This window comes from Cellulosimicrobium marinum (genome assembly GCF_020551945.1).
In the GTDB taxonomy this organism is placed as follows: domain Bacteria; phylum Actinomycetota; class Actinomycetes; order Actinomycetales; family Cellulomonadaceae; genus Cellulosimicrobium; species Cellulosimicrobium marinum.
This window is the reverse complement of record NZ_JAJBZH010000005.1, coordinates 256580-277863: the sequence shown is the minus strand read 5'-3', so window position 1 is coordinate 277863 and position 21284 is coordinate 256580. Positions and strand designations below refer to the sequence as shown.

Annotated in this window: 22 protein-coding genes; 16 read left to right on the top strand and 6 right to left on the bottom strand. The window is 75.3% G+C overall.

Annotated features, from left to right (window positions below; all coding sequences use genetic code 11):
* Nucleotides 1-46: 46 nt before the first annotated feature.
* From LGQ04_RS13060 to LGQ04_RS13045, 4 genes are all read left to right on the top strand, one after another.
* Nucleotides 47-1723: an NAD(P)/FAD-dependent oxidoreductase gene (locus LGQ04_RS13060; protein ID WP_229244345.1), complete on the top strand. Its 1677-nt coding sequence runs from the start codon at nt 47-49 to the stop codon at nt 1721-1723.
* 30 nt (nt 1724-1753) lie between these two features.
* The gene (locus tag LGQ04_RS17805; protein WP_308016405.1) at nt 1754-3244 is read left to right on the top strand and encodes an ATP-binding protein; all 1491 of its coding nucleotides are present in this window, start codon (nt 1754-1756) and stop codon (nt 3242-3244) included.
* A 416-nt stretch (nt 3245-3660) separates the two neighbouring features.
* On the top strand, nt 3661-4134 hold the full coding sequence (locus LGQ04_RS13050; RefSeq protein ID WP_229244343.1) for an HNH endonuclease: 474 nt from the start codon (nt 3661-3663) through the stop codon (nt 4132-4134).
* Between the two features lie 197 nt (nt 4135-4331).
* Nucleotides 4332-5471 (top strand): endonuclease/exonuclease/phosphatase family protein, encoded by a 1140-nt coding sequence (locus tag LGQ04_RS13045; RefSeq protein WP_229244341.1) that lies wholly within the window; start codon nt 4332-4334, stop codon nt 5469-5471.
* A 29-nt stretch (nt 5472-5500) separates the two neighbouring features.
* On the opposite strand, the gene LGQ04_RS13040 is transcribed toward LGQ04_RS13045, so the two are convergent.
* Nucleotides 5501-6553, bottom strand: a complete 1053-nt coding sequence (locus LGQ04_RS13040; RefSeq protein WP_229244334.1) for a TIGR00341 family protein — start codon at nt 6551-6553, stop codon at nt 5501-5503.
* A gap of 243 nt (nt 6554-6796) precedes the next feature.
* Between LGQ04_RS13040 and LGQ04_RS13035 the strand changes: the two genes are divergently transcribed.
* From LGQ04_RS13035 to LGQ04_RS12990, 10 genes are all read left to right on the top strand, one after another.
* The gene (locus tag LGQ04_RS13035) at nt 6797-7852 is read left to right on the top strand and encodes an ABC transporter substrate-binding protein (protein WP_229244332.1); all 1056 of its coding nucleotides are present in this window, start codon (nt 6797-6799) and stop codon (nt 7850-7852) included.
* A 19-nt stretch (nt 7853-7871) separates the two neighbouring features.
* Nucleotides 7872-8930 carry a FecCD family ABC transporter permease gene (locus tag LGQ04_RS13030; RefSeq protein ID WP_229244330.1) on the top strand — a complete coding sequence of 353 codons (1059 nt, stop codon included), beginning with the start codon at nt 7872-7874 and terminating at the stop codon, nt 8928-8930.
* Nucleotides 8927-9994 carry a FecCD family ABC transporter permease gene (locus LGQ04_RS13025; protein WP_229244328.1) on the top strand — a complete coding sequence of 356 codons (1068 nt, stop codon included), beginning with the start codon at nt 8927-8929 and terminating at the stop codon, nt 9992-9994. Before LGQ04_RS13030 ends, LGQ04_RS13025 begins: the two co-directional genes overlap by 4 nt.
* A complete protein-coding gene (locus tag LGQ04_RS13020) occupies nt 9991-10803 on the top strand; it encodes an ABC transporter ATP-binding protein (protein ID WP_229244326.1) in 813 nt (270 codons plus the stop codon). Before LGQ04_RS13025 ends, LGQ04_RS13020 begins: the two co-directional genes overlap by 4 nt.
* A gap of 122 nt (nt 10804-10925) precedes the next feature.
* The gene (locus LGQ04_RS13015) at nt 10926-11384 is read left to right on the top strand and encodes a ScoMcrA-related endonuclease (protein WP_229244325.1); all 459 of its coding nucleotides are present in this window, start codon (nt 10926-10928) and stop codon (nt 11382-11384) included.
* 135 nt (nt 11385-11519) lie between these two features.
* The gene (locus LGQ04_RS13010) at nt 11520-12908 is read left to right on the top strand and encodes a M12 family metallopeptidase (protein WP_229244323.1); all 1389 of its coding nucleotides are present in this window, start codon (nt 11520-11522) and stop codon (nt 12906-12908) included.
* Nucleotides 12909-12919: 11 nt separating this feature from the next.
* Nucleotides 12920-13882 carry an MvdC/MvdD family ATP grasp protein gene (locus LGQ04_RS13005; RefSeq protein ID WP_229244321.1) on the top strand — a complete coding sequence of 321 codons (963 nt, stop codon included), beginning with the start codon at nt 12920-12922 and terminating at the stop codon, nt 13880-13882.
* Entirely contained in the window at nt 13879-14217 is a 339-nt protein-coding gene (locus tag LGQ04_RS13000; protein WP_229244320.1) for a hypothetical protein, read from the top strand. The genes LGQ04_RS13005 and LGQ04_RS13000 overlap by 4 nt, the downstream gene beginning before the upstream one ends.
* Nucleotides 14218-14299: 82 nt before the next feature.
* Nucleotides 14300-14881, top strand: coding sequence for a DUF2238 domain-containing protein (locus tag LGQ04_RS12995; protein ID WP_229244318.1), 582 nt, complete (start codon nt 14300-14302; stop codon nt 14879-14881).
* Nucleotides 14878-15642, top strand: a complete 765-nt coding sequence (locus LGQ04_RS12990) for a glycosyltransferase family A protein (RefSeq protein WP_229244316.1) — start codon at nt 14878-14880, stop codon at nt 15640-15642. Before LGQ04_RS12995 ends, LGQ04_RS12990 begins: the two co-directional genes overlap by 4 nt.
* A 37-nt stretch (nt 15643-15679) precedes the next feature.
* Here LGQ04_RS12990 and LGQ04_RS12985 read toward each other — a convergent pair whose 3' ends face one another.
* Nucleotides 15680-16546, bottom strand: a complete 867-nt coding sequence (locus LGQ04_RS12985; protein ID WP_229244314.1) for a phosphotransferase family protein — start codon at nt 16544-16546, stop codon at nt 15680-15682.
* 135 nt (nt 16547-16681) lie between these two features.
* Between LGQ04_RS12985 and LGQ04_RS12980 the strand changes: the two genes are divergently transcribed.
* The gene (locus LGQ04_RS12980) at nt 16682-17875 is read left to right on the top strand and encodes an NAD(P)/FAD-dependent oxidoreductase (protein WP_229244313.1); all 1194 of its coding nucleotides are present in this window, start codon (nt 16682-16684) and stop codon (nt 17873-17875) included.
* A gap of 3 nt (nt 17876-17878) precedes the next feature.
* On the opposite strand, the gene LGQ04_RS12975 is transcribed toward LGQ04_RS12980, so the two are convergent.
* The 3 genes from LGQ04_RS12975 to LGQ04_RS12965 form a co-directional block, all read right to left on the bottom strand.
* The gene (locus LGQ04_RS12975; RefSeq protein WP_229244312.1) at nt 17879-18484 is read right to left on the bottom strand and encodes a GNAT family N-acetyltransferase; all 606 of its coding nucleotides are present in this window, start codon (nt 18482-18484) and stop codon (nt 17879-17881) included.
* The gene (locus LGQ04_RS12970) at nt 18481-19029 is read right to left on the bottom strand and encodes a DUF1772 domain-containing protein (protein ID WP_229244310.1); all 549 of its coding nucleotides are present in this window, start codon (nt 19027-19029) and stop codon (nt 18481-18483) included. The genes LGQ04_RS12975 and LGQ04_RS12970 overlap by 4 nt, the downstream gene beginning before the upstream one ends.
* A 103-nt stretch (nt 19030-19132) precedes the next feature.
* Nucleotides 19133-20392, bottom strand: a complete 1260-nt coding sequence (locus tag LGQ04_RS12965) for an AI-2E family transporter (RefSeq protein ID WP_229244309.1) — start codon at nt 20390-20392, stop codon at nt 19133-19135.
* A gap of 112 nt (nt 20393-20504) precedes the next feature.
* On the opposite strand from LGQ04_RS12965, the gene arr reads away from it, so the two are divergent.
* Nucleotides 20505-20933: an NAD(+)--rifampin ADP-ribosyltransferase gene (gene arr, locus LGQ04_RS12960; protein WP_229244307.1), complete on the top strand. Its 429-nt coding sequence runs from the start codon at nt 20505-20507 to the stop codon at nt 20931-20933.
* 31 nt (nt 20934-20964) lie between these two features.
* Here the strand turns inward: arr and LGQ04_RS12955 are convergent, their stop codons facing one another.
* Entirely contained in the window at nt 20965-21279 is a 315-nt protein-coding gene (locus LGQ04_RS12955) for a hypothetical protein (protein ID WP_229244305.1), read from the bottom strand.
* Nucleotides 21280-21284 lie beyond the last annotated feature (5 nt).

Genomic DNA, 21284 nt, shown 5'->3' with positions numbered 1-21284 from the left:
CGGGAGGATGGCACCCGGCCCGTCCGGGGCCCGCCGAGGAGGACGCGTGGACACCACCGCACCGCCGTCACGACCCGCTATCGTCACCGTCGACGACGACCCCGGGGTCTCGCGCGCCGTCGCGCGCGACCTGCGCCGACGCTACGGCGACCGGTACCGCATCGTGCGGGCCGAGTCGGGCGCGGACACGCTCGCCGCGCTGCGCGAGCTGGCGCTGCGCGGCGAGGAGGTCGCGGTGATCCTCGCCGACCACCGGATGCCGCAGATGACGGGCGTCGAGCTGCTCGAGCAGGCGATGGACCTGTTCCCCGCGGCCCGGCGCGTGCTGCTGACGGCCTACGCGGACACCGACGCCGCGATCGAGGCGATCAACGTGGTCGACCTCGACCACTACCTCCTCAAGCCATGGGACCCGCCCGAGGAGAAGCTCTACCCCGTCGTCGACGCGCAGCTCGAGGCGTGGGAGCGCACCGACCGGCGCCGCCCGGCCGAGGCGGTCGTCGTCGGGCACCGCTGGTCCGCGCGCTCCTCCCAGGTGCGCGAGTTCCTCGCCCGCAACCGCGTCCCCTACCGGTGGTACGCGTCCGACTCCGAGCAGGGAGCGCGCCTGCTCGCAGCCGCCCAGGCCGACCCGGGCACGCTCCCCCTCGTCGTCACCCCCGACGGCGAGCCCCTCGTCGCGCCCGACGACGCGACCCTCGCCGAGACCGTCGGGCTGGCGACCACGCCCACGGAGGAGTTCTACGACCTCGTCGTCGTCGGCGGCGGTCCCGCCGGCCTCAGCGCGGCGCTGTACGGCGCGTCGGAAGGGCTGCGCACGGTGCTCGTCGAGCGCACCGCGACCGGCGGGCAGGCCGGGCAGAGCTCACGCATCGACAACTACCTCGGGTTCCCCGACGGCATCTCCGGCGCCCAGCTCGCCGAACGGGCGCGCCGCCAGGCCGTGCGGTTCGGCGCGGAGATCGTCACCACGCGCGACGCGATCGAGCTCGACGTCGCGGGGTCGGCCCGCAGCGTCCGGTTCCCGGACGGCACGTCGATCGACGCGCACACCGTCATCCTCGCGTCCGGCGTCTCCTACCGGCTCCTCGACGGGCCCGGGCTCGGCGACCTCGTCGGGCGCGGCGTCTACTACGGCTCGGCGCTCACCGAGGCCGTGGCGTGCCACGACCAGGAGGTGTACGTCGTCGGCGGCGCCAACTCGGCCGGCCAGGCCGCGCTCTACCTCGCGCGGGAGGCCCGCCGGGTCACCCTCGTCGTGCGGGGCGACGCGCTCGAGCGGTCCATGTCGGCCTACCTCGTCGAGCAGGTCGTCGCGCACCCGCGCGTGCGGGTCCTCGCGCGCACCGAGGTCGCGGCCGCCGTCGGCGACGAGCACCTGGAGCACCTCGAGCTGCGCGACCTCGACACCGGCGGCACGACGCGCGTCGACTGCGGCTGGGCGTTCGTGTTCATCGGGGCGGCGCCCCGCACCGACTGGCTCGACGGCGTCGTGGCGCGCGACGGGCGCGGCTACGTCCTCGCCGGGCCCGACCTGCCCCACGACGGGCCGCTGCCCGCCGGGTGGCCCCTCGACCGGCCCCCGTACCACCTGGAGACGTCCGTCCCCGGCGTGTTCGTCGCGGGCGACGTGCGCGCCGAGTCCGCCAAGCGCGTCGCGTCCGCCGTCGGCGAGGGCGCCATGGCCGTCATGCTCGTCCACCGCTACCTCGACCAGGTCTGACCGGACCGCCCCGCACCCCCGGAGGTCGCCATGACCGGTACCGACACCCACGCCGCTCCCACGGACGGCCGCGACGGGTGGCTGCCCTGCGACGTCGACGAGCTGCGCACCCTGTTCCTCTTCGAGCACCTCACCGACGACCAGCTCGCCTGGCTGTGCCGCACCGGGCACGTCGAGCACGCCGAGCCCGGGTGGCTGTGCCGCGAGGGCGAGCCCGCGGAGCGCTTCGTCGTCCTGCTCGACGGCGGCGTCGCGCTGTACCGCCGGGTCGGCACCGACGACGTCGAGATCAACCGCACCCGCCAGGTCGGGGTGTACATGGGCGCGTGGAACGCCTACCTCGGCGACCGGCTGCCCCAGACCTACCTGCACAGCGTCCGCGTCCTCGAGCCGTCCCGCCTGTTCGTCCTCGCCGCGCCCGACTTCGCCAAGCTCATGACCGAGTGGTTCCCCATGGCCGTGCACCTGCTCGAAGGGGTGTTCTGGGGCACGCGCGACGCCCAGCAGCTCGTGGGACAGCGAGAGCGGCTCCTCGCGCTCGGCTCCCTGTCCGCGGGCCTCACGCACGAGCTCAACAACCCCGCCGCCGCCGCCGTGCGCGCCACCGGCACGCTGCGCGAGCGCGTCGCCGCCATGCGGCACAAGCTCGCCCTCATCGCCGACGGCCCCTACGACCGCGCCACCCTCGCCGACCTCGTCCGGCTCCAGGAGGAGGCCCTCGAGCGGTACGCCGCCACGCGCGAGGCCGACGCCGTCGGCGCGCTGGAGACCTCCGACCTGGAGGACCGCCTCACGGACTGGCTCGACGACCACGGCATGCCCGAGGGGTGGCGCGTCGCCCCGGCGCTCGTCCAGGCCGGCATCGACGAGCCGTGGCTCGAGCGCGTCGCCGAGCGCGTCGACGCCGGCGCCCTCACGGGGGCCGTGAGCTGGCTCGCCTACACCATCGAGACGGAACAGCTCATGGCCGAGATCGAGGACGCGACCGTGCGCATCTCCTCCCTCGTCGGCGCCGCACGCCAGTACTCCCAGCTCGACCGCGCGCCGTTCCGCCCCGTCGACCTGCACGAGCTCCTCGACTCCACGCTGGTCATGCTCGACCACGCGCTCGACGGGGTCGACGTCGTCCGACGCTACGACCCGTCCCTGCCGCCCGTGCCCGTCTACGCGGCCGAGCTCAACCAGGTGTGGACCAACCTCGTCGAGAACGCCGCGCAGGCCATGGGCGAGCCCGGAGCCCGGTCCGGGACCCTCACCCTCACCACGCGACGGGCGGGCGACACCGTCGAGGTCGAGGTCGCGGACACCGGCCCCGGCATCCCCGACGACGTGCGCCCCCGCATCTTCGAGCCCTTCTTCACCACCAAGCCCGTGGGGCAGGGCACCGGTCTCGGCCTCGACATCTCCTGGCGCATCGTCGTGAACAAGCACCACGGCGACCTGTCCGTCACGTCCGTCCCCGGTGACACCCGCTTCCTCGTGCGCCTCCCCCTCGACCCGGCGACGCCGGACGCGACCTGACCTCCCCGACCGGTCCGTCACGCCTCGGGAGGGCGGGCGACGCCCGACAACCAGCGGTTCGGGAGGTACGTCAGCGCCACCGGGTCCGTCGTGACGGCTCCACGTGCCCACCTCTCGGTCGTGCCCGCGCGGCCACGCTCGCGGGACCCGCGACGACGTGCCGCGCTAAACCGTGGACGCGGGGCCGTGACGGGCATAGCCTGCTGAGCGTCCGGTCGAACCCGCCCGGACGCTCGACCGTGACGACCGACGAGAGGCAGGTGGACCGCGTGCCGCACGAGTGGTCCACCGACCCGTCCCGAAGGGCGCTCCCCAGGTAGACGACGTGCGTCGTCCACCTGCCGAGCCGTCCCGGGGCACACCGCTGCGGGGCGGCTCTCGTCGTCCGTACCACACGACGACATGGAGGAGCGCCGATGAGCGAGGTGGTCATCTACAACCTCGGCGGCAGCCAGGTGATCGGGCGCGTCTCCTTGCGGCACGCCATCCGGATGCTGCACCGGCGTGTGGCGGAGGTCCTGGAGGCGGTCGAGGGCGAGACCTTCGGGCCGTACCAGCGGCCTCGGTCGGTCGAGCTCGTGCGGTACGTGCACGCGCGCTGGGTGTACGAGCGCCAGGGCCGGGTGCCGTACTCGCGGGCGGCGCTCCTGCGGCGGGACCGGTACCGGTGCGCCTACTGCGGGGGCTCGGCGACGACGATGGACCACGTGGTGCCGCGCTGCCAGGGCGGGACGACGACGTGGCTCAACGCGGTCGCGGCGTGCGAGCCGTGCAACGCGCTCAAGGGCGGGCGGACGCCCGACGAGGCGGGGATGCGGCTGCGCAGACCGGCGTTCGAGCCGACGTTCCGCGACATCTACCCGAGCGCGCCGCCCCCGCGGTCGCGCTGACGGGTCACGAGCGGCTCGGCCGGTGGCGGTGACACCGGCCGGGCCTTCGCCCGCGCGCCGGTGCCGGTACAGGCGCCGGGGCGTCGGGCGCGACCGGGACGTCCCGGTCGCGGGGCGCGGCCCTCTCCCCTGGTAGGGCGCCGACGTCCCGGCGTCCTGCCGGGCCCGGCGCGCCGGGCCGTGCGAGGGAGGCCGTCATGCCGCTGCGGGTGGGCGCGTTCAACGTCGAGAACCTCTTCGAGCGCCCGCGCGCCATGCGCGGGCCGATGGACGCGGGCGGCAACGACGTCCTCGCGGCGCACGCGCGCGTCAACGCGCTCCTCGCTCGCGAGGAGTACACGGACGCGGTGCGCTCCGAGGTCCTGGGTCACCTCGAGACGCTGGGGCTGCTGCGGTCCGACGCGGCGCAGCTCGCCGTCCTGCGGCAGGTGCGGGGGAGGCTCCTGCGCCGGACCGGCTCGCTGTCCGCAGGGACGGCCCGCACCGAGGTCGTCGCGACCGGCCGCGCCGACTGGATCGGCTGGGTGGACCTCGTCAAGGAACGCGTCGACGAGCTCGCGACGCAGCATGCGGCGCGCGTCATCGCGGACGTGGAGGCCGACGTCCTCGCCGTCGTGGAGGCCGAGAGCCGTGTCGCGCTCAAGCACTTCACCGACGCCGGTGTGGTGACCCGCACGGGCCGGCCGGTGTACCCGCACGTCATGCTCATCGACGGCAACGACGACCGCGGCATCGACGTCGGGCTGCTCACCGGGCGCCGGGCGGGGATCGGGGAGATCCGCTCCCACGTGGACGACCGGGACTCGAGCGGGCGGCTCGTGTTCGGGCGCGACTGCCCCGAGTACACGGTGCGGCTGCCGTCGGGCGCGACGATCACCGTGCTCGTCAACCACTTCAAGTCCAAGGGGTACGGCACGCAGGCCGACAGCGACGCGACCCGGCGACGCCAGGCCCGGCGCGTCGCAGACATCTACCGCCGCCTGCGCGAGAGCGGCCAGGACCACGTGGTCGTGGCGGGCGACCTCAACGACACGCCCGACAGCACGCCGCTGCGCCCGCTCCTGGCCGGGACGGACCTGCGCGACGTGAGCGAGCACCCCGCGTTCACGGGGGACGACCGGCCCGGCACGTACGGCAACGGCACCGCCTCGCAGAAGATCGACTACGTGCTGCTCTCGCCGGCGCTGTTCGAGCGCACCGTCGGGGGGTCGGTGTTCCGCCAGGGCGTGTGGGGCGGGAAGAACGGCACCCTGTTCCCGCACTACGACACGATGACGTCCCCCGTGCACGCGGCGTCCGACCACGCGGCGCTGTGGGCCGACCTCGACGTGGCCTGACACCGGCCGGGCGAGCCGTGGGGCCGTGCTCACCCGGCGTCCTCCACGCGTTCGCCGACGGTGTGCACGACGACGACGTCCGGCCGCCACGGGACGAGCTCGTCGACACGGTCCTCGAGCTGGTCGACCGGCGGGAGGGCGTCCGGGGAGCGCACGGAGACGACGAGGTCGTGCCCGTGCCACGAGACGTCCTCGACGAGCCCGTCCTCGCCCACCCAGTCCTGCGCCACCGCGCGGGCCTGCCCCGCCCACAGCTCGGCGAGCGCCGCCTGGACGGTGTTGGCGACCATCGGGATCGCGACGACGACCAGCGCGAGCGCCGCGACGACGTAGGCGCGCCGCACCCGCGGCCCCCGCCTCTCCTCGGCGGCGCGCTCGCGGCTCGCCTCGGCGGCGTACCCGGCGCCCGTGAACACCACGGTCGAGGCGATGACGAGCGCGACCGCGTTGGAGGCGAACAGCAGGAGCGCGCCGAGCGCGAGCGACGGCGCAGCCGCGCCGAGGCACACGCCCACGACGCCGAGCGGGGGCACGAGCGAGATGGCGATCGCGATGCCGGGCAGCACGTCGCCGAGGTCGCGGCGAGCGAGCGCGATCGCGCCGGCGAAGCCGGTCGCGAACGCCGCGACGAGCTCCGGCAGGCCGGGCGACGTGCGTCCCGTGACCTGGGAGTTCGCGATGACGTGCGCGGTGTCCGGCAGGACGAGCGCCACGACCCAGCCGAGCACGACGACCACGCTCAGGCCGAGCACCACGGTGATCGCGGACCGGGCCACCAGGCGTCCGCTCACCATGACGACGCCCAGGCCGATCCCGAGGATCGGGGTGGACAGCGGCGCGATGATCATGGCCCCGATCACGGTGGCGGTGGAGTCGGTGATCACGCCGGCGACGGCGATCAGCCCGGACAGCACGAGCATCGTCCAGAACGCCGACGCCTTGGCGCGGGTGTCGCCCGACCCCAGGTCGAGCCGGTCGACGAGGTCGTCGAGCGGGCGGCGCTGGCGCGGGGGGACGAGGGCCGAGAGGAACGACCGGGGCGGGGCGACCTGCCCGGCGTCGTGGGATGCCTGGTCCGACATGCTGCCTCCCGGGGCGCGAGACCTGCGCGTGGCGGCGGGACCTGCCCCGCCGCCACGCCAGTATGGGACGCCAGTATGGACCGCCGGGCGGCGCCGGGCGCGCAGGTCGGACCGGCGCCGCCGTGTCGGGCGGGCGCCGGTCCGACGGGTCGGGGTTAGCGCAGCCCGGCCCTGGCCGTCGCCAGCGGGCGTCCGCGTCGCTTAGGGTAGCCAAGCCTCACCCTTTCGACCGAAGGACCCGACGTGCGCACCCGCCTCTCCCTCGTCGCCGCCACCGCCGCGACCGCCCTCGTCCTCACCGGCTGCTCCGGCGCCGACGGCACGGACGCCGACACCGGCGCGACGGCGTCGGGCGACGCCGACACCGCCGGGGCGCTCCCCGTCACCGTCGAGCACGCGCTCGGCTCCACGACGGTCGAGTCCGCCGACCGGCCAGCGTCGGTGGGCTGGATCAACCACGACGTCGCGATCGCGCTCGGCGTCGTGCCCGTGGTCATGCCCACCCAGGCCTACGGCGACGACGACGGCGACGGCGTGCTGCCGTGGGTCGAGGCGGGCCTGGAGGACCTCGGCGTGACCGAGGGCGCGGACGACTACCCGGTGGTCTTCGACGACACGGACGGCGTGGCGTTCGCGACGATCGCGGAGGCGCAGCCCGACGTCGTCCTGGGCTCGTACTCGGGGCTCACCCAGGAGGAGTACGACCAGCTCACGGGCATCGCCCCGACGGTCGCGTACCCCGAGGTCGCGTGGGGCACGGCGTGGCGCGAGATCGTCACGGGCAACGCCGAGGCGCTGGGCGTGCCCGAGGAGGGCGACGCCCTCGTCGCCGAGATGGAGGAGACCATCGCCGCGGCCGCGGCCGAGCAGCCGTCGCTCGAGGGCCGGACCGTCGCGTTCTTCTACGTCGACCCCACCGACCTCGGCACCATCGGGTTCTACACGCCGCTCGACCCGCGGGTCTCCTTCCTCGAGGACCTCGGCCTGCAGATGCCCGCGAGCGTCGTCGAGGCGTCGGCGGACGTCGAGGGCTTCTACACGACGGTGAGCGCCGAGAACGCGGACCTGTTCATCGACGTCGACATGATCGTCACCTACGGCGACGACGCGCTGCTCGCCACGATGCAGGACGACCCGCTGCTCGGCACGATCCCCGCGATCGAGAGCGGTGCCGTCGCGCTCCTCGAGGACGGCTCGTCGCTCGCGGGCGCGTTCTCCCCGCCGAGCCCCCTGTCCCTCGACTGGGGCCTCGACGAGTACGTCGCGCTGCTCGGCGCCGCCGCCGACGACGCCTCCTGACCGGGGCGGCCGCCGTCCCATGACCAGCACCGCGGTGCGTCCCCCGGACGCCCCCTCGCCGCGGACGACCACGCGGGCACGGCTGGCCCGACGGCGCGCCGTCGGGCTGGTCGTCCTGCTCGCCGTCCTGCTCGCCGCCGTCGCGGCATCGGTCGCGTTCGGGTCGCGGGTCGTCTCGGTCGGCGAGGTCGTCACCGGGCTGACGGACCCGTCGAGCACGGACGTGGCGAGCATCGCCGTGCGCGAGCGCCTGCCCCGCACCGTCCTCGGCCTCCTAATCGGGGCGGCGCTCGGCCTCGCGGGGGCCGTGATGCAGGCCGTGACGCGCAACCCTCTCGCCGACCCAGGCATCCTCGGCATCACCACCGGCGCGTCGCTCGCCGTCGTGTGCGGCATCGCGTTCCTCGGCATCTCCGGCCCCGGTCAGTTCGTGTGGTTCGCGTTCGCGGGTGCCGCCCTCACGGCGGTGGGCGTGTACGCCGTCGGGTCCCTCGGGCGCGGCGGCGCCTCGCCCCTCAAGCTCGCGCTCGCGGGCGCGGCCACCACGGCCGCGCTGTCCGCCCTCGTCAGCGCGGTGCTCCTGCCCCGCGTCGAGATGCTCACGACGTTCCGGTTCTGGCAGGTCGGCGGGCTGTCCGGCGCCGAGCCCGCGGCGATGGCCCAGCTCGCGCCCCTCGCGCTCGTCGGGGCGGCGGCGTGCCTGCTGTCCACGCCCGGGCTCAACGCCATCGCCCTCGGGGACGACCTCGCCACGGGCCTCGGCGCGCACGTCGGCTGGGTGCGCGCGATCTCCGCGGCGGGCGCCGTCCTGCTGTGCGCCGTCGCGACGTCGCTCGCCGGCCCCATCGCGTTCGTCGGCCTCGTCGTGCCGAACGCGGTCCGGGCGCTCGTCGGACCCGACCAGCGCTGGGTCCTGCCCTACTCGCTGCTCGCGGGCGCCACCCTGCTGCTCGCCGCCGACGTCGTCGGCCGGGTCGTCGCCCGGCCCACCGAGATCGACGTCGGCATCGTCACCGCCTTCCTCGGAGCTCCCGTGTTCATCGCGATCGTGCGCCGCGCGCGCATCCCCGAGCTGTGACGGCCCCCGTCACGGCTCACCCCGAGGCCGCCGTCGCCCGCGCCACGGACCGGCTGCGCGCCGTCCGCCGGCACGGGTCCCGCCGCCGGGCCGCGGTCGTCGCCGCCCTCGCCGTCGCCCTCGTCGTCGCCGCCGGCGCGGCGCTCGTCGTCGGGACGCCCAGCCACCCCCTGCCCGACGTCCTGCGGGTCCTCGCCGGGCAGGACGTCCCCGGCGCGAGCTACACCGTCGGCCAGGTGCGCCTGCCGCGCACGGTGACCGCGGTCCTCGCGGGCGCCGCGTTCGGCGTCTCGGGCGTGATCTTCCAGACCATGCTCCGCAACGCGCTCGCCAGCCCCGACATCATCGGCATCACCGCGGGTGCGAGCGCCGCCGCCGTCACCGGCATCACCGTCCTCGGCCTGTCCGGCCTCGCCCTGTCCGCCTTCGCGACCGTCTCCGGTCTCGTCGTCGCCGGGCTCATCGCGGCGGTCGCGGGCACGGGACGCACCGCGGGAACCCGCCTCATCCTCATCGGCATCGGCATCGCCGCGATGTGCGACGCCTGGGTCTCCTACCAGCTGCTGCGCGCGGACCAGTGGGAGGTCCAGGGCGCCATGCGGTGGCTCACCGGCAGCCTGTCGACGGCGTTCTGGCCCGGCGTGCCCCCGCTCGCGCTCACCGTGGCCGTCGTCCTGCCCGCGCTCGCCGTCGTCTCCCGGCGGCTGCGCGTCCTGCCGCTCGGGGACGACGCCGCGACCCAGCTCGGCGTGCCCGTCGCCCCCACGCGTCTGCTCCTCGTGCTCGGCGCGGTCGCGCTCGCCGCCGTGGCCACGGCCACGACGGGACCCATCGCGTTCGTCGCGTTCCTCGCCGGGCCCATCGCCCACCGCCTCGTGCCCGGCGGCGGGACGCTCCTCGCCCCGTCGGCGCTCGTCGGCGCCCTGCTCGTCGTCCTCGCGGACGCCGTGGGTCAGCACGCGTTCTCCACGACGTTCCCCGTGGGCGTCGTCACGGCGGCGATCGGCGCGCCCTACCTCATCGTGCTGCTCGTGCGCAGCAACCGGAACGGAGGCTCCCTGTGAGCACGCCCCCCACCACCGGGCACACCCTTGCCGTCGAGGACGTGCGTCTCGCGTACGGCGAGCGCGTCGTCGTCGACGACCTGTCGATGGTCGTGCCGAGCGGCGCGATCACCTGCGTCGTCGGCGCGAACGCCTGCGGCAAGTCCACCCTGCTGCGCGCCATGGCGCGCCTGCTCGTCCCCCGCTCCGGCCAGGTGGTGCTCGACGGGCGTGCCGTGACGCGCACGCCGACGAAGGAGCTCGCGCGCGTCCTCGGCCTGCTCCCCCAGACCCCGGTCGCGCCCGACGGCATCGTCGTCGCCGACCTCGTCTCGCGCGGCCGGCACCCGCACCAGGGGTTCCTGTCGCGCTGGACCGCGGCCGACGAGGAGGCCGTCGCGGAGGCGATGGTGCTCACCGGCGTCGACGAGCTCGCGGACCGGCCCGTCGACGAGCTCTCCGGCGGCCAGCGCCAGCGCGTGTGGATCGCGATGGCGCTCGCCCAGCGCACCGACGTGCTCCTGCTCGACGAGCCGACGACGTTCCTCGACGTCGCGCACCAGGTCGAGGTCCTCGACCTCGTCGTCGACCTCAACCGCCGCCGCGCGGTCACGGTCGTCATGGTGCTGCACGACCTCAACCTCGCCGCCCGCTACAGCGACCACCTCGTCGCCGTGCGCGAGGGCGCCCTGTACGCGGCCGGCGCGCCGGAGGAGGTCGTGACGGAGGAGATGGTGCTCGACGTGTTCGGGATGCGCTCGCGCGTCGTGCCCGACCCCGTCTCCGGCACCCCCATGGTCGTGCCGATCGGGCGGCACCACGCGCCCTGAGCCCGGCCGCCCGGCAGCGGCGGGACGGCCCCGGTCGGCCCGGGCACCTCGTGTCGCGTACCCCACACGGGCGAGGCCGTCGTTCCGGCGGGGGCGCCCCGGGAGCGGACTAGGCTCGTCGGGTGGCTACCTTCTCCGCCGTGACCCGCCAGCACATCCTCTCCGCGATCGCCGAGTACGACGACCGCGGGGCAGAGAACTTCCTCGGGGTCTACGGGTTCACCCGCTCGGTCCGCGAGGTCCTCGAGCACGAGGGGCGCGAGTACGACGCGAAGGCGGTGCTCGGTGTCGCGCACCGGCACGCCACGGGTCGGGTCGCCACCGCCGACGAGCTCGCGGGCGGCAAGGTCGACGCGGTCACCATCCTCCGCAAGCGGGGGTTCGAGGCGTCCGGCCCAATCACCGCGGCCCCCGCGCCCGCCGCCGCGACGCGGCGCGCGGCCGCCTCCTCGGCCGCCCGCTCCACCCCGCGGACGCGCACGACGACGCGGCGCGCGCAGGAGCCGGAGCGCCCGGCCCCGGTGTGCCCGTCGTGCTTCATGACGCTCCCCGCCACGGGGGTCTGCGACAGCTGCGGCTGAGGCGTGCGGGAGGGCGTCCGAACTCGACGCCCTGGCCCTGCATCGCGCGGCCCCCCGCGCGCTCTCTCCGGGTAGGGACACCGTGCCCCGCCCGCACCGGGGACGCCCCGGCGCGGATCTCCCCGAGGAGACGTCATGGTCGAGAAGAAGGCTTCGTCGGGCGGTCGGTCCGGCACCACCCGGAACCGCCGCACCACCCCGGGCAAGCCGTCCGGGCCGGGCGTGCACCTGTCGTGCGAGCAGGCTGCCGGGCCTGTCGGCGGGACGGCGCTCGTCGACGGCTACGGGTTCGCGTCGCTGCCCGTGGTGTGGGCGGAGGTCGACGGGCTCGCGATCGTCGAGGGCGACATCGTCATCGGCACCGTCGAGGAGGCGCAGGCGCGCGACGTCGCGACCCTCACCTCCGACGAGGACGGCGGCCAGGTCGCGCACGCCGTCGGCATCAGCGGCCAGCAGTTCCGCTGGCCGAACGGCGTGGTGCCGTTCGAGATCGACGGCGCGCTCGACAACCCGTCGCGCGTGCACAACGCGATCGCGCACTGGCACGCGAAGACGCCCCTGCGCCTGGTCCCCCGCAACGGCGAGGCGGACTTCGTGCGGTTCGTGGGCGGCGGCGGGTGCAGCTCCGCGGTCGGTCGCCGCGGCGGGCAGCAGAACATCACGCTCGGGCCGGGCTGCACGGTCGGCAACACGATCCACGAGATCGCGCACGCCGTCGGCCTGTGGCACGAGCAGTCCCGCGAGGACCGCGACGCGTTCGTGCAGATCAACTTCGCGAACATCGAGGCGGGCAAGGAGCACAACTTCACCCAGCACATCAGCGACGGCGACGACCTCGGCGGGTACGACTACGGCTCGATCATGCACTACCCGACGACGGCGTTCTCCAAGAACGGTCAGCCGACGATCGTGCCGATCGGGACGGTCCCCGCCGGGACCGTCATCGGCCAGCGCACGTCGCTGTCCGCGGGCGACCTCGCCGGGCTCAAGCTCATGTACCCGGGCCTGGCGTGGCCGAAGACGGCCATCAAGGACGTCGTGAAGGAGCCCGTCGGCGACGTCGGGGAGATCACCACGATCAAGGAGCCGCTCAAGGACGTCAAGGAGCCGTTCAAGGAGATCGTCAAGGAGCCCCGCGACGAGGTCCTCAAGCCGCTGCGCGACCCGATCAAGCAGCTGCGCGACCCGATCAAGCCCGTGCTCGACCCGGTGAAGGGCCCGCGCGACCCCCAGCCGACGCTGCGCGAGGTGGTCGGCCCCGTCCGGCCCGAGATCCCCGTGGTGAACCCCGCGCTCGGCCGCTCGGTCCCGTTCGTCCTCGGCCGCGACAGCGACTTCGTCAGCCGCTACCAGGCGGCGATGGCGCAGCAGGCCGGTGTGGCCGGCACGGCGGCCGACGCCGGGCAGGGCACCTCCGCGGCCGACCTCGCCGTGGTCCTCGCCGAGGTCGTCACCGCGCTCGACGCCCTGCGCGAGACCGTCGCGGGCCTCGCCGAGCAGGCCGCCGCCGAGGCCGGGCTCTGAGGGGCGGGCCGATGATCCTCGTCGTCAGCTGGCCGGACGACGACCACACGGCCGTCGTGGTCGAGCGCCTGCGGGCGCTCGGCCACGAGGTCGTCGTCCTCGACACCTCGACCCTTGGCACCACGAGCTCCCTCGAGCTGGGGTACGGCACCGGCGAGCCGGCCGGGATGCGGCTCGTCGTCGACGGCGTCGAGCACGACCTCGCGCACGCCACCACGGGCTGGTGGCGCCGCCTGCGCGGGCTCCCGCCCGACCCGGCCGTCGCCGACCCGTCGGCCGCCGGGTTCGTGAGCAGCGAGCTCGCCGAGGTGTTCGAGGGCGTCGTCGCGTCCCTGCCGCTGCGCTGGGTCAACGACCCTCGCGCCGACGCCGACGCCCACCACAAGCCCTGGCAATGGGCCGTCGCCGCCGACCTCGGCCTCGCTCTCCCCCGCACCGCCGTCACGCGCGACCCCGAGCGGGCCCGCGAGGTCGTCGCCGCGCTCGGCGGGCCGGGGCACGTCGTGACGAAGGCGTTCATCGCGCGCCTCGACGCGTGGCGCGAGACCCACCTGCTCGACGCCGACGACGTCGCCCGCCTCGACCAGGTGCGCTACGCCCCGACGATCCTCCAGGAGTACGTGCCCGGCGTCGACCTGCGCGTCACCATGGTCGACGGCACCGCCTACACGACCGAGATCGACGCCACCGCGACGAGCCTGCCCAGCGACATGCGCATGGTGCTCGACGAGGCGGCCGTGCGCGCCGTCGAGCTCCCCGCCGACGTGCTCGCACGGCTGCGGGCGCTCATGGACCGGCTCGGCCTCGTCTACGGCGCCGTCGACCTGCGCCGCACGCCCGCGGGCGAGCACGTGTTCTTCGAGGTCAACCCGGCCGGCCTGTGGCTGTTCTGCGAGGAGCTCACGGGACTGCTCCTGACCGACGCCGTCGTCGAGGCGCTCGCCGTCCGGGACCGTGTCACAGTGGTCGCATGACCACCCTGTACGGCACCGTCGCCCTCCCCGACGACGCACCCGGCGCCGTCGCGACCGTCCGCGTCTCCGTCGAGGACACCACCCTCCAGGACGCCGCCTCCGTCCGGCTCGCCGAGGCCGTCCTGCCGGGCGTCGACGTGGCGCCCGGGGGCCGCGTGCCCTTCGCCGTCGACGTCGACGACGCGCCCGTCGGCGCGACCGTGCGCGTGCACGTCGACGTCAGCGGCGACGGCGACGTCGCCCCCGGCGACCTGCTCACCGTGCAGTCCGTCCCGGTGGACGTCCTCGGCCGGACGGCGCAGGTCGCCGGAGAGGTCCCCGTCCGCACGATCTGACGTCGCCGGTGACGGCCCGTGGTGCGAGCCGACGCGCCGGATGTGACGCTGACGGCCCGCCGTCACCGTCGCAGAGGACCGCATGAGCCGCACCACCGCCGAGCGCCACGTCGCCCTCGTCCCTGCCGACGCCGTGCGTGCGGCGGCGCTGCTGAGCCTCGTCGTCGCCGCGCTCGTCCTCGGCGGCGTCGCCGGGGCGCTGTTCCTCCTCGTCCTCGGCGGCGTGACGCTCACGCGCGGCCTCGACCTGCCGCCCGCGCTCGACGTCGCGTACGGCACGTCGCTGCTCGCGGCGGGCTGGGCGGCGCAGCTCGGCTGGTACGACGCCGTGCCCGGGCTCGACCTCGTCGCGCACGTCGTCTGCACCGGCCTGATCGCCGCGGTCGCGCACCTCGCGCTCGTGCGCTGGCGGCTGCTGCCCCCGGCGCCGGCAGAACCGTCCGCACGCGCCCGTGCGGGGCTCGCCGTCACGACCACCGCGCTCGGCGCGCTCGTCGCCGTGCTGTGGGAGGTGGGCGAGTGGGCGGGGCACACCTTCCTCGACGACGGCATCGGCGTGGGGTACACCGACACGGTGCTGGACCTCGCCGCCGGGGTCGCCGGGGCCCTGCTGGCCGGCGCGCTCCTCGCCCGTCGCCGGGCCGGGACGGCGGGCCGCTCGTGACGGCCCGCGTCGCGGGGAGCCTGCGCGTCTCGGTCGTGGTCCCCGTCCGCGACGACGCGCAGCACCTCGACCACCTGCTCGCCCTCCTCGCACGCCAGACCGTCCCGCCCTACGAGGTCGTCGTCGTCGACAACGCGTCGACCGACGGCTCGGCGACCGTCGCGCACCGGTGGGGCGCCGTCGTCGTGCACGAGCCGGAGGTCGGCATCCCGGCCGCCGCCGCGGCGGGCTACGACGCCGCGAAGGGCGAGATCATCGGCCGTCTCGACGCGGACTCGCGCCCCGACGAGCGGTGGGTGCAGACCCTCATGGAGCGCATGGGCGCCGACCCGTCGCTCGACGCCCTCACCGGGACCGGCCGCTTCCACGACCTCCCGCGCGGCACCCGCACGGCGGCGTCGCTCGCCTACCTGGGCACGTACTACGTCCTGTGCCACCTCGCGCTCGGGCACGTCGCGCTGTGGGGGTCGTGCATGGCCCTGCGGGCGACCGCCTGGGAGGCCGTGCGGACCGCGGCCGTCCGCACCGGCGCCGACGTGCACGACGACCTCGACCTCGCGTTCCGGCTCGGGCCGGCACGGCGCACGCGACTCGACCGGACCTGGCGCGTCGGCGTCTCCGCCCGCTCGCTGCGGGGCCGGCACCAGCGTCGCCGTCGGCTCGACCGCGCCTGGCGCACGCTGCGCCTCAACTGGGCGGTCTCGCCGCCCTGGGAGCGCTGGCGCGCACGCTGGACCGTCCGGGGGACCGCGGCGTCCTGACACGGGCACCGTCCGCGACAGCCGGTGCCGCCGACGGTCACGGCGCCGCGAACACGTGCGCGAAGGTCCGGTCGGCGTTGGTGAGGTAGGCGCGGCGCGCGTGCGGGTCGTGCAGCCCGTGCTCGACGTCCTCGAGCCACGCGCACCGCGCGTGGAACCGGACGCGTTCCTCGTCCGCCGTGCCGAGCTTCCCGTCGAGACGGTCCGCGACCTGGCGGGCGGCCTCGGGTCCGAGGTCGCGGTAGATCCGGCCGAGGTCGCGCGCGGGGTCGGTCACGGCGGCGTCGGTCCAGTCGATGACGCCCGTGAGGGCACCGTCCGCGTCGACGAGCAGGTGCTCGGCGCCGAGGTCGCCGTGCTGCGGCCGGAGCCGGGTCGGGCCCTCCGGAGGAAGAGCGGCGAGACGGGCCGCCACGACGTCCGCCCGTCCGGGCGACAGGTGGCGCCGGACCGCCTCAAACACCCGGAGGGCTTCTGCGTGCCAGGCGTCGACCGGCTCGTCGTCGACGACGGGCGGTGGGTCGGGGCGCACGGCGCGCAGCGCCGCCAGGACGTCGACGAGCCCGGCGACGACCGACGGGTGCGCGCGCCCGGGGCGCCGCAGCAGCGGCGTGCCGGGCAGGCGCCGGTAGACGACCAGGCCGCGCCCCGCGTCGTGCACGAGCGGCACGGGGACGGGCACGTCGGTCGCGGGCGCGAGAGCACGCAGCAGCGCGACCTCCCGGGCCGCCGCGTCGAGGTCGGCCGTGCGCCGCAGCACGTGGTGCCCGACGGCGATCGTCGTGTTCTCGGGTCCGCGCGCCTCGACGCGGGCCGGGGTGCCGGGCGCCCACAGCCCGTGGCGGGCCCCGACCTCGTCGACCACCGCGCGCTCGGACGCACCGGGCGCCGCGTCGTGCGTCATGACGGCGATCCTAGGCGGCTGTCGTGGCAGCGCACCGCGGACGGACCCGTCGCGCGCAGGCCGTCCCGAGCGGCGAGCGCTCGTCGTGCTCCCTACGGTGGGACGGCCTCGCCCCACCGAGCGGACGGACCGATCATGGCTTCTCCCCCCACCCACGACGTGCTCGTCATCGGCGGCGGCAACGCCGGTCTGTCTCTCGCGGGACGGGTGCGGCGCGACGGGTGCCGCGACGTCGCCGTCATCGAGCCACGGGACGTGCACCTGTACCGCCCGCTCCTGTCGTACGTCGCGTCGGGCATGGCGACGCTCGACGACCTGACGCGCCCGCAGGAGGATGTGCTCCCTCAGGGGGTGCGCCGGTACGCGAGCGCCGTGGTCGCGGTGGACGCCGAGCGCTCGGTCGTCCGCCTCGCCGACGGTACCGAGCTCGGCTACGGCGACCTGGCGGTCTGCCCGGGGTCGGAGGTCGACTGGGACGCCGTTCCCGGCGCCGAGGAAGCCGTCGCCGGACCGTACGCGTCGACGAGCTACCTCCCGGAGCACGCCGCGGACACCTGGGCGATGCTGTCGTCCCTGACGTCCGGGCGGGCCGTGTTCGTCCTCGCGGACCGGCACGTCCCCTGCTACCCCGTCGGGCTCAAGCCGATGTTCGTCGCGCTCGACCACTGGCGCCGCACCGGCGTGCTCGACGCGATCGACGTCGAGCTCGTCGTCGCAGCGCCGCGGCTCGTCGACGACCCGCGCGCCGAGCCCGAGCTGCTCGACGCGGCGAGCGCCTCCGGCGTGCGCGTCCGCACGGGCACGACCGTGGAGTCCGTCGACGCCACGGACCGCACGGCCCGGCTGCGCACCCCGCACGGCCCCGACACGACGCACTACGACGCGCTGTTCCTCGCCCCGCCGCACCGCGCGCCGTCGTGGGTCGCGGCGAGCGGGCTCTCGACCGAGGACGGCGACGGCTTCGTCGCCGTCGACCCGCGGACGCTGCAGCACGTGAGGCACCAGCGCGTGTGGGGGCTCGGCGACGCCGCGACCGTCCGGACCATGCCGTCCGGTGGGGCGCTGCGCCGCCAGGTCCCGGTGGTGGCGCGCAACATCCAGGCACGTCGGACCGGCGCGCCCCTGCGGCGCTACGACGGCTACACGGTCGCGCCCGTGACGACGTCGCGCCGCGCGCTGCTGCTCGCCGAGCACGACCGTGACGGTCAGCCCGCGCCGACGACGCGCCTGGTCGACCTCGCCAGGCCACGCCGCAGCCTCCTGCTGTTCGACCGGTACCTCCAGCCGCGGATCTACTGGCGCCGTCTCCTCCAGGGCAAGGTGTCCTGACCCTCAGCCCGCCGGGACCGGCCCGCGCCGCATGAACCAGCAGGGCACGCCGAGGACCTCGGCGGTCCGGACGACGTCGTACCCGTGCCGCCGGTAGAAGCCGACCGCCTCGGGACGGTCCGTCTCGAGGTAGCCCACCGCACCGAGGGCGTCGAGCCGGCGGGTGTGCCGCGCGAGGAGCAGCCCGCCGATCCCGCGCCCGCGCAGACCACGGGCGACCGAGACCGGCCCGAGGTGGACGTGCTCCTCCGCGAGGTCGTGGGCGGCCCACGCCTTCGTCCAGGCGAGGAGGCGTGCCGTCGTGCGGGGCCCGAGGGTCGACGCCGTACCGAGCAGGCGCACGCGTGCGGCGCCCGTGGGCCGGCAGCGGCCGACCGGTGCCGCGGCCGCGAACCCGACGAGCGTCCGACCGAGCTCGGCGCCGTCGACGTGGAGCGCGGGTGACACCGCCAGGAGGGTGCGGACGACCCGCGCGTGGGCGCGCGCCGCGCCGTCCTCCCCGCCGGGGTACACGACGCGGTGCAGCGGGTTGTCGGCCATCCCGAGCCCCGCGAGGGACGCGGCCGCGCTGAGGTCGGCCCGCCCCAGCCGACGCACGTGCGGGGTCACGACCCGCCGCCCCGCGCCACGGCACGGGCGAGGAACCGTGCCCGGTCCACCCGGAGGAAGCCGACGAACGCCGCCACGGCCGCCACCGTGTTGAAGACCATCCGTGACAGCCAGTGCCACGTCTCGAACTCGCGCGCGACGTCCGCGAGGTGCTCGGGCGAGTGCTGGGCCAGGCCCTCGACGAACATCACCTCGTTGCGCGGCCAGAAGTACACGACAGACGCGACGCCCTCCGCCACGATCGCCGCGACGCTGAGCACGAGCCACCACCGCGCGTCGCGGCGACGCCAGCACAGCACCACCGCGGCGGCGCCGAGGACCCAGGACGTGAACCCGAGCGGCGGGAAGACGTCGGACGGTCCCCGGACGGCGAGGAAGTCCATCGCCAGCTCGAGCGACGCGGGCGGGTCGTGGAACACGTTCGGGTACACCATGAGCGTCTCGAGCACGATCGCGCCGAGGACGATCATGACGACCCACGCGTACCCGAGCGCGGCGAACCATCCTGCGCGCTCGCCCTTTCCGAACCTGCTGTCGTCTCTCATGAGGGCGACGCTAGGGAGCGGCTCTCTCCCGCGCGTCGGCCGCGGGGCGACGACCGGGTCGTTGCGGGACGACGGCCCGGTCGTCGCGAGGCGACGCCGACCCCTAGGAAGCCTCGGCGCCCTCCACGGCCTCGACGCGTTCGTCCGCCCGGCGTGGTTTGGGGCGGGCGAAGCGGGCCGGCAGCTCGGGACCGTCCCACACCTGGATGGCGCGCCAGATCGACGCGGCGATCGGGACGGCGAGCACTGCGCCGGTGATGCCCGCGAGGACCGTCCCGGCGGTGAGCGCGACGAGGATGACGAGGGGGTGCAGGCGCAGCGTCCGACCCATGACGACAGGTTGCAGCAGGTCACCCTCGAGCTGGTTCACGGCGACGACGATCGCGACGACGATGATCGCCTCGACCGGCCCGAGGGCGACGAGGGCGACGAGCGCGGCGAGGATTCCGGCGAGCGTCGCGCCGACGAGCGGGATGAACGCGAGGAGGAACACGAGCACGGACAGCGGGATGACGAGCGGGACACCGACGATCGCGAGGCCGATGCCGATGGCGACGGCGTCGACCACCGCCACGATGGCCGTGCCGCGCACGTACCCGCCGAGGGTCGCGACCGTCGTCGTGCCGATGCGCCTGCCCCGTTCGTAGCGCTCCCCCTCGAACGGGCGCAGGAGGAACTCCCAGATCTGCGGGCCGTCCTTGAGGAAGAAGAACAGGATGACGATCATCACGACGAACCCGGCGATGAAGTCGACCGTCTGGGACACGCCCGCGAGCGCCCCGGAGCCCACAGCGTCGGACTGGAGGAAGCCGACGACGGCGTCCTGCACGGACTGAAGCTGTTCCTCGGTGATCTCGAACGGCAGCCCCTCAACGAAGGTCCGCAGCTCCTCGAAGCCGTCGATCGCCTGGTCGCGCAGCGTGGGCCACTGGTTGACGACGGCCGCCGCGACGAGCCACACCACGCCCGTGAGGAGCGCGACGAGCGCGAGCAGCGCGATGATCGTCGCGAGTCCCGAGGGGACGCCCTTGCGGCGCAGGAGCACGACGAGCGGGGAGATCGCGGCGGCGAGCACCAGCGCGATGAGCACGGGGATGACGATGAGGGTGAGGCGCGTGATCGCGAAGACCGCGACGGCGAGCAGCCCGAGGATCGCGAGGACCTGCACCGACCGGGTGCCGGCCCGCCCGACGCCGTCCGACCACAGGGCGGACGCCCCGCGCGGCGTGGTCTCCGCGCTACCCCGCGCGTCGTGGGGCCCACGGTCCCGCGACGTCCCGTCGGGGTGGTCGGTGCCCTCGAGTTCGGCGCCCTCGGGGTCGCCGCCGTCGGCGCGGTGCGGTCGCCGGGTGAACAGGCCCATCGTGTGCTTCCCTCTCGCCGGTGTCGTGCCAGCGTGCCAGCGTTCCGCGTCGCTCGCCCGGGACGACGGCATGATGAGGGGACGCACGTCCCGACGGTCGAGGAGGAGCACCATGACGGACGACGTCGCCCCCCACGGTCCCGACGACCGCGGGCCGTTCTTCCACGGGACGAAGGCGGTCCTGCGTCCCGGTGACCTGCTCGGGCCGGGCTACGGGTCGAACTTCGGTCGGCGCAGGACCGCGCGCTTCGTCTACCTCACGGCGACGCTCGACGCCGCCGTCTGGGGCGCCGAGCTCGCCGTCGGGGACGAGCCGGGACGCGTCTACCGCGTCGAGCCGACCGGGGCGTTCGAGGACGACCCGAACCTCACCGACACGCGCTTCCCCGGCAACCCGACGCGGTCGTACCGCACCCGTGAGCCGTTGCGGGTGCTCGGCGAGGTCGCGGACTGGGAGGGCCACCCGCCCGAGGTGCTCCAGCGCATGCGCGGCCACCTCGCCGAGCTCGACCGGCAGGGTGTCGAGGCCATCGAGGACTGACCGGGACGTCGCCCGGGCCGGGCCTGGGCCCTCACACGGTCGTGTACGGCCGGATGGTGCTCCTCGACGGCAGCGTGTCCTCGGGCGCCGTGCCGTCGATGGCCGTGCCGTCGGACGCCGCGTCGTCGGCGGACGTGCCCTCGCACGTCGTCGGGACGCACAGGTCGGCCGGTCCGCCGAGCGGCGGGGAGAAGGTCCCGCCCGCCGGGCACGGCGTAACCGCGACCCACGGCGCGGGGTCGCCGGCCCACGCCGACGCTCCCCCCGCGCCCAGGACGCCGCAGGCTGCTGCCGCCACGGAGGCGACCGCGCGGCGTCGCGTCCGGGACCAGGTCGTGGAGGTCATCGCTC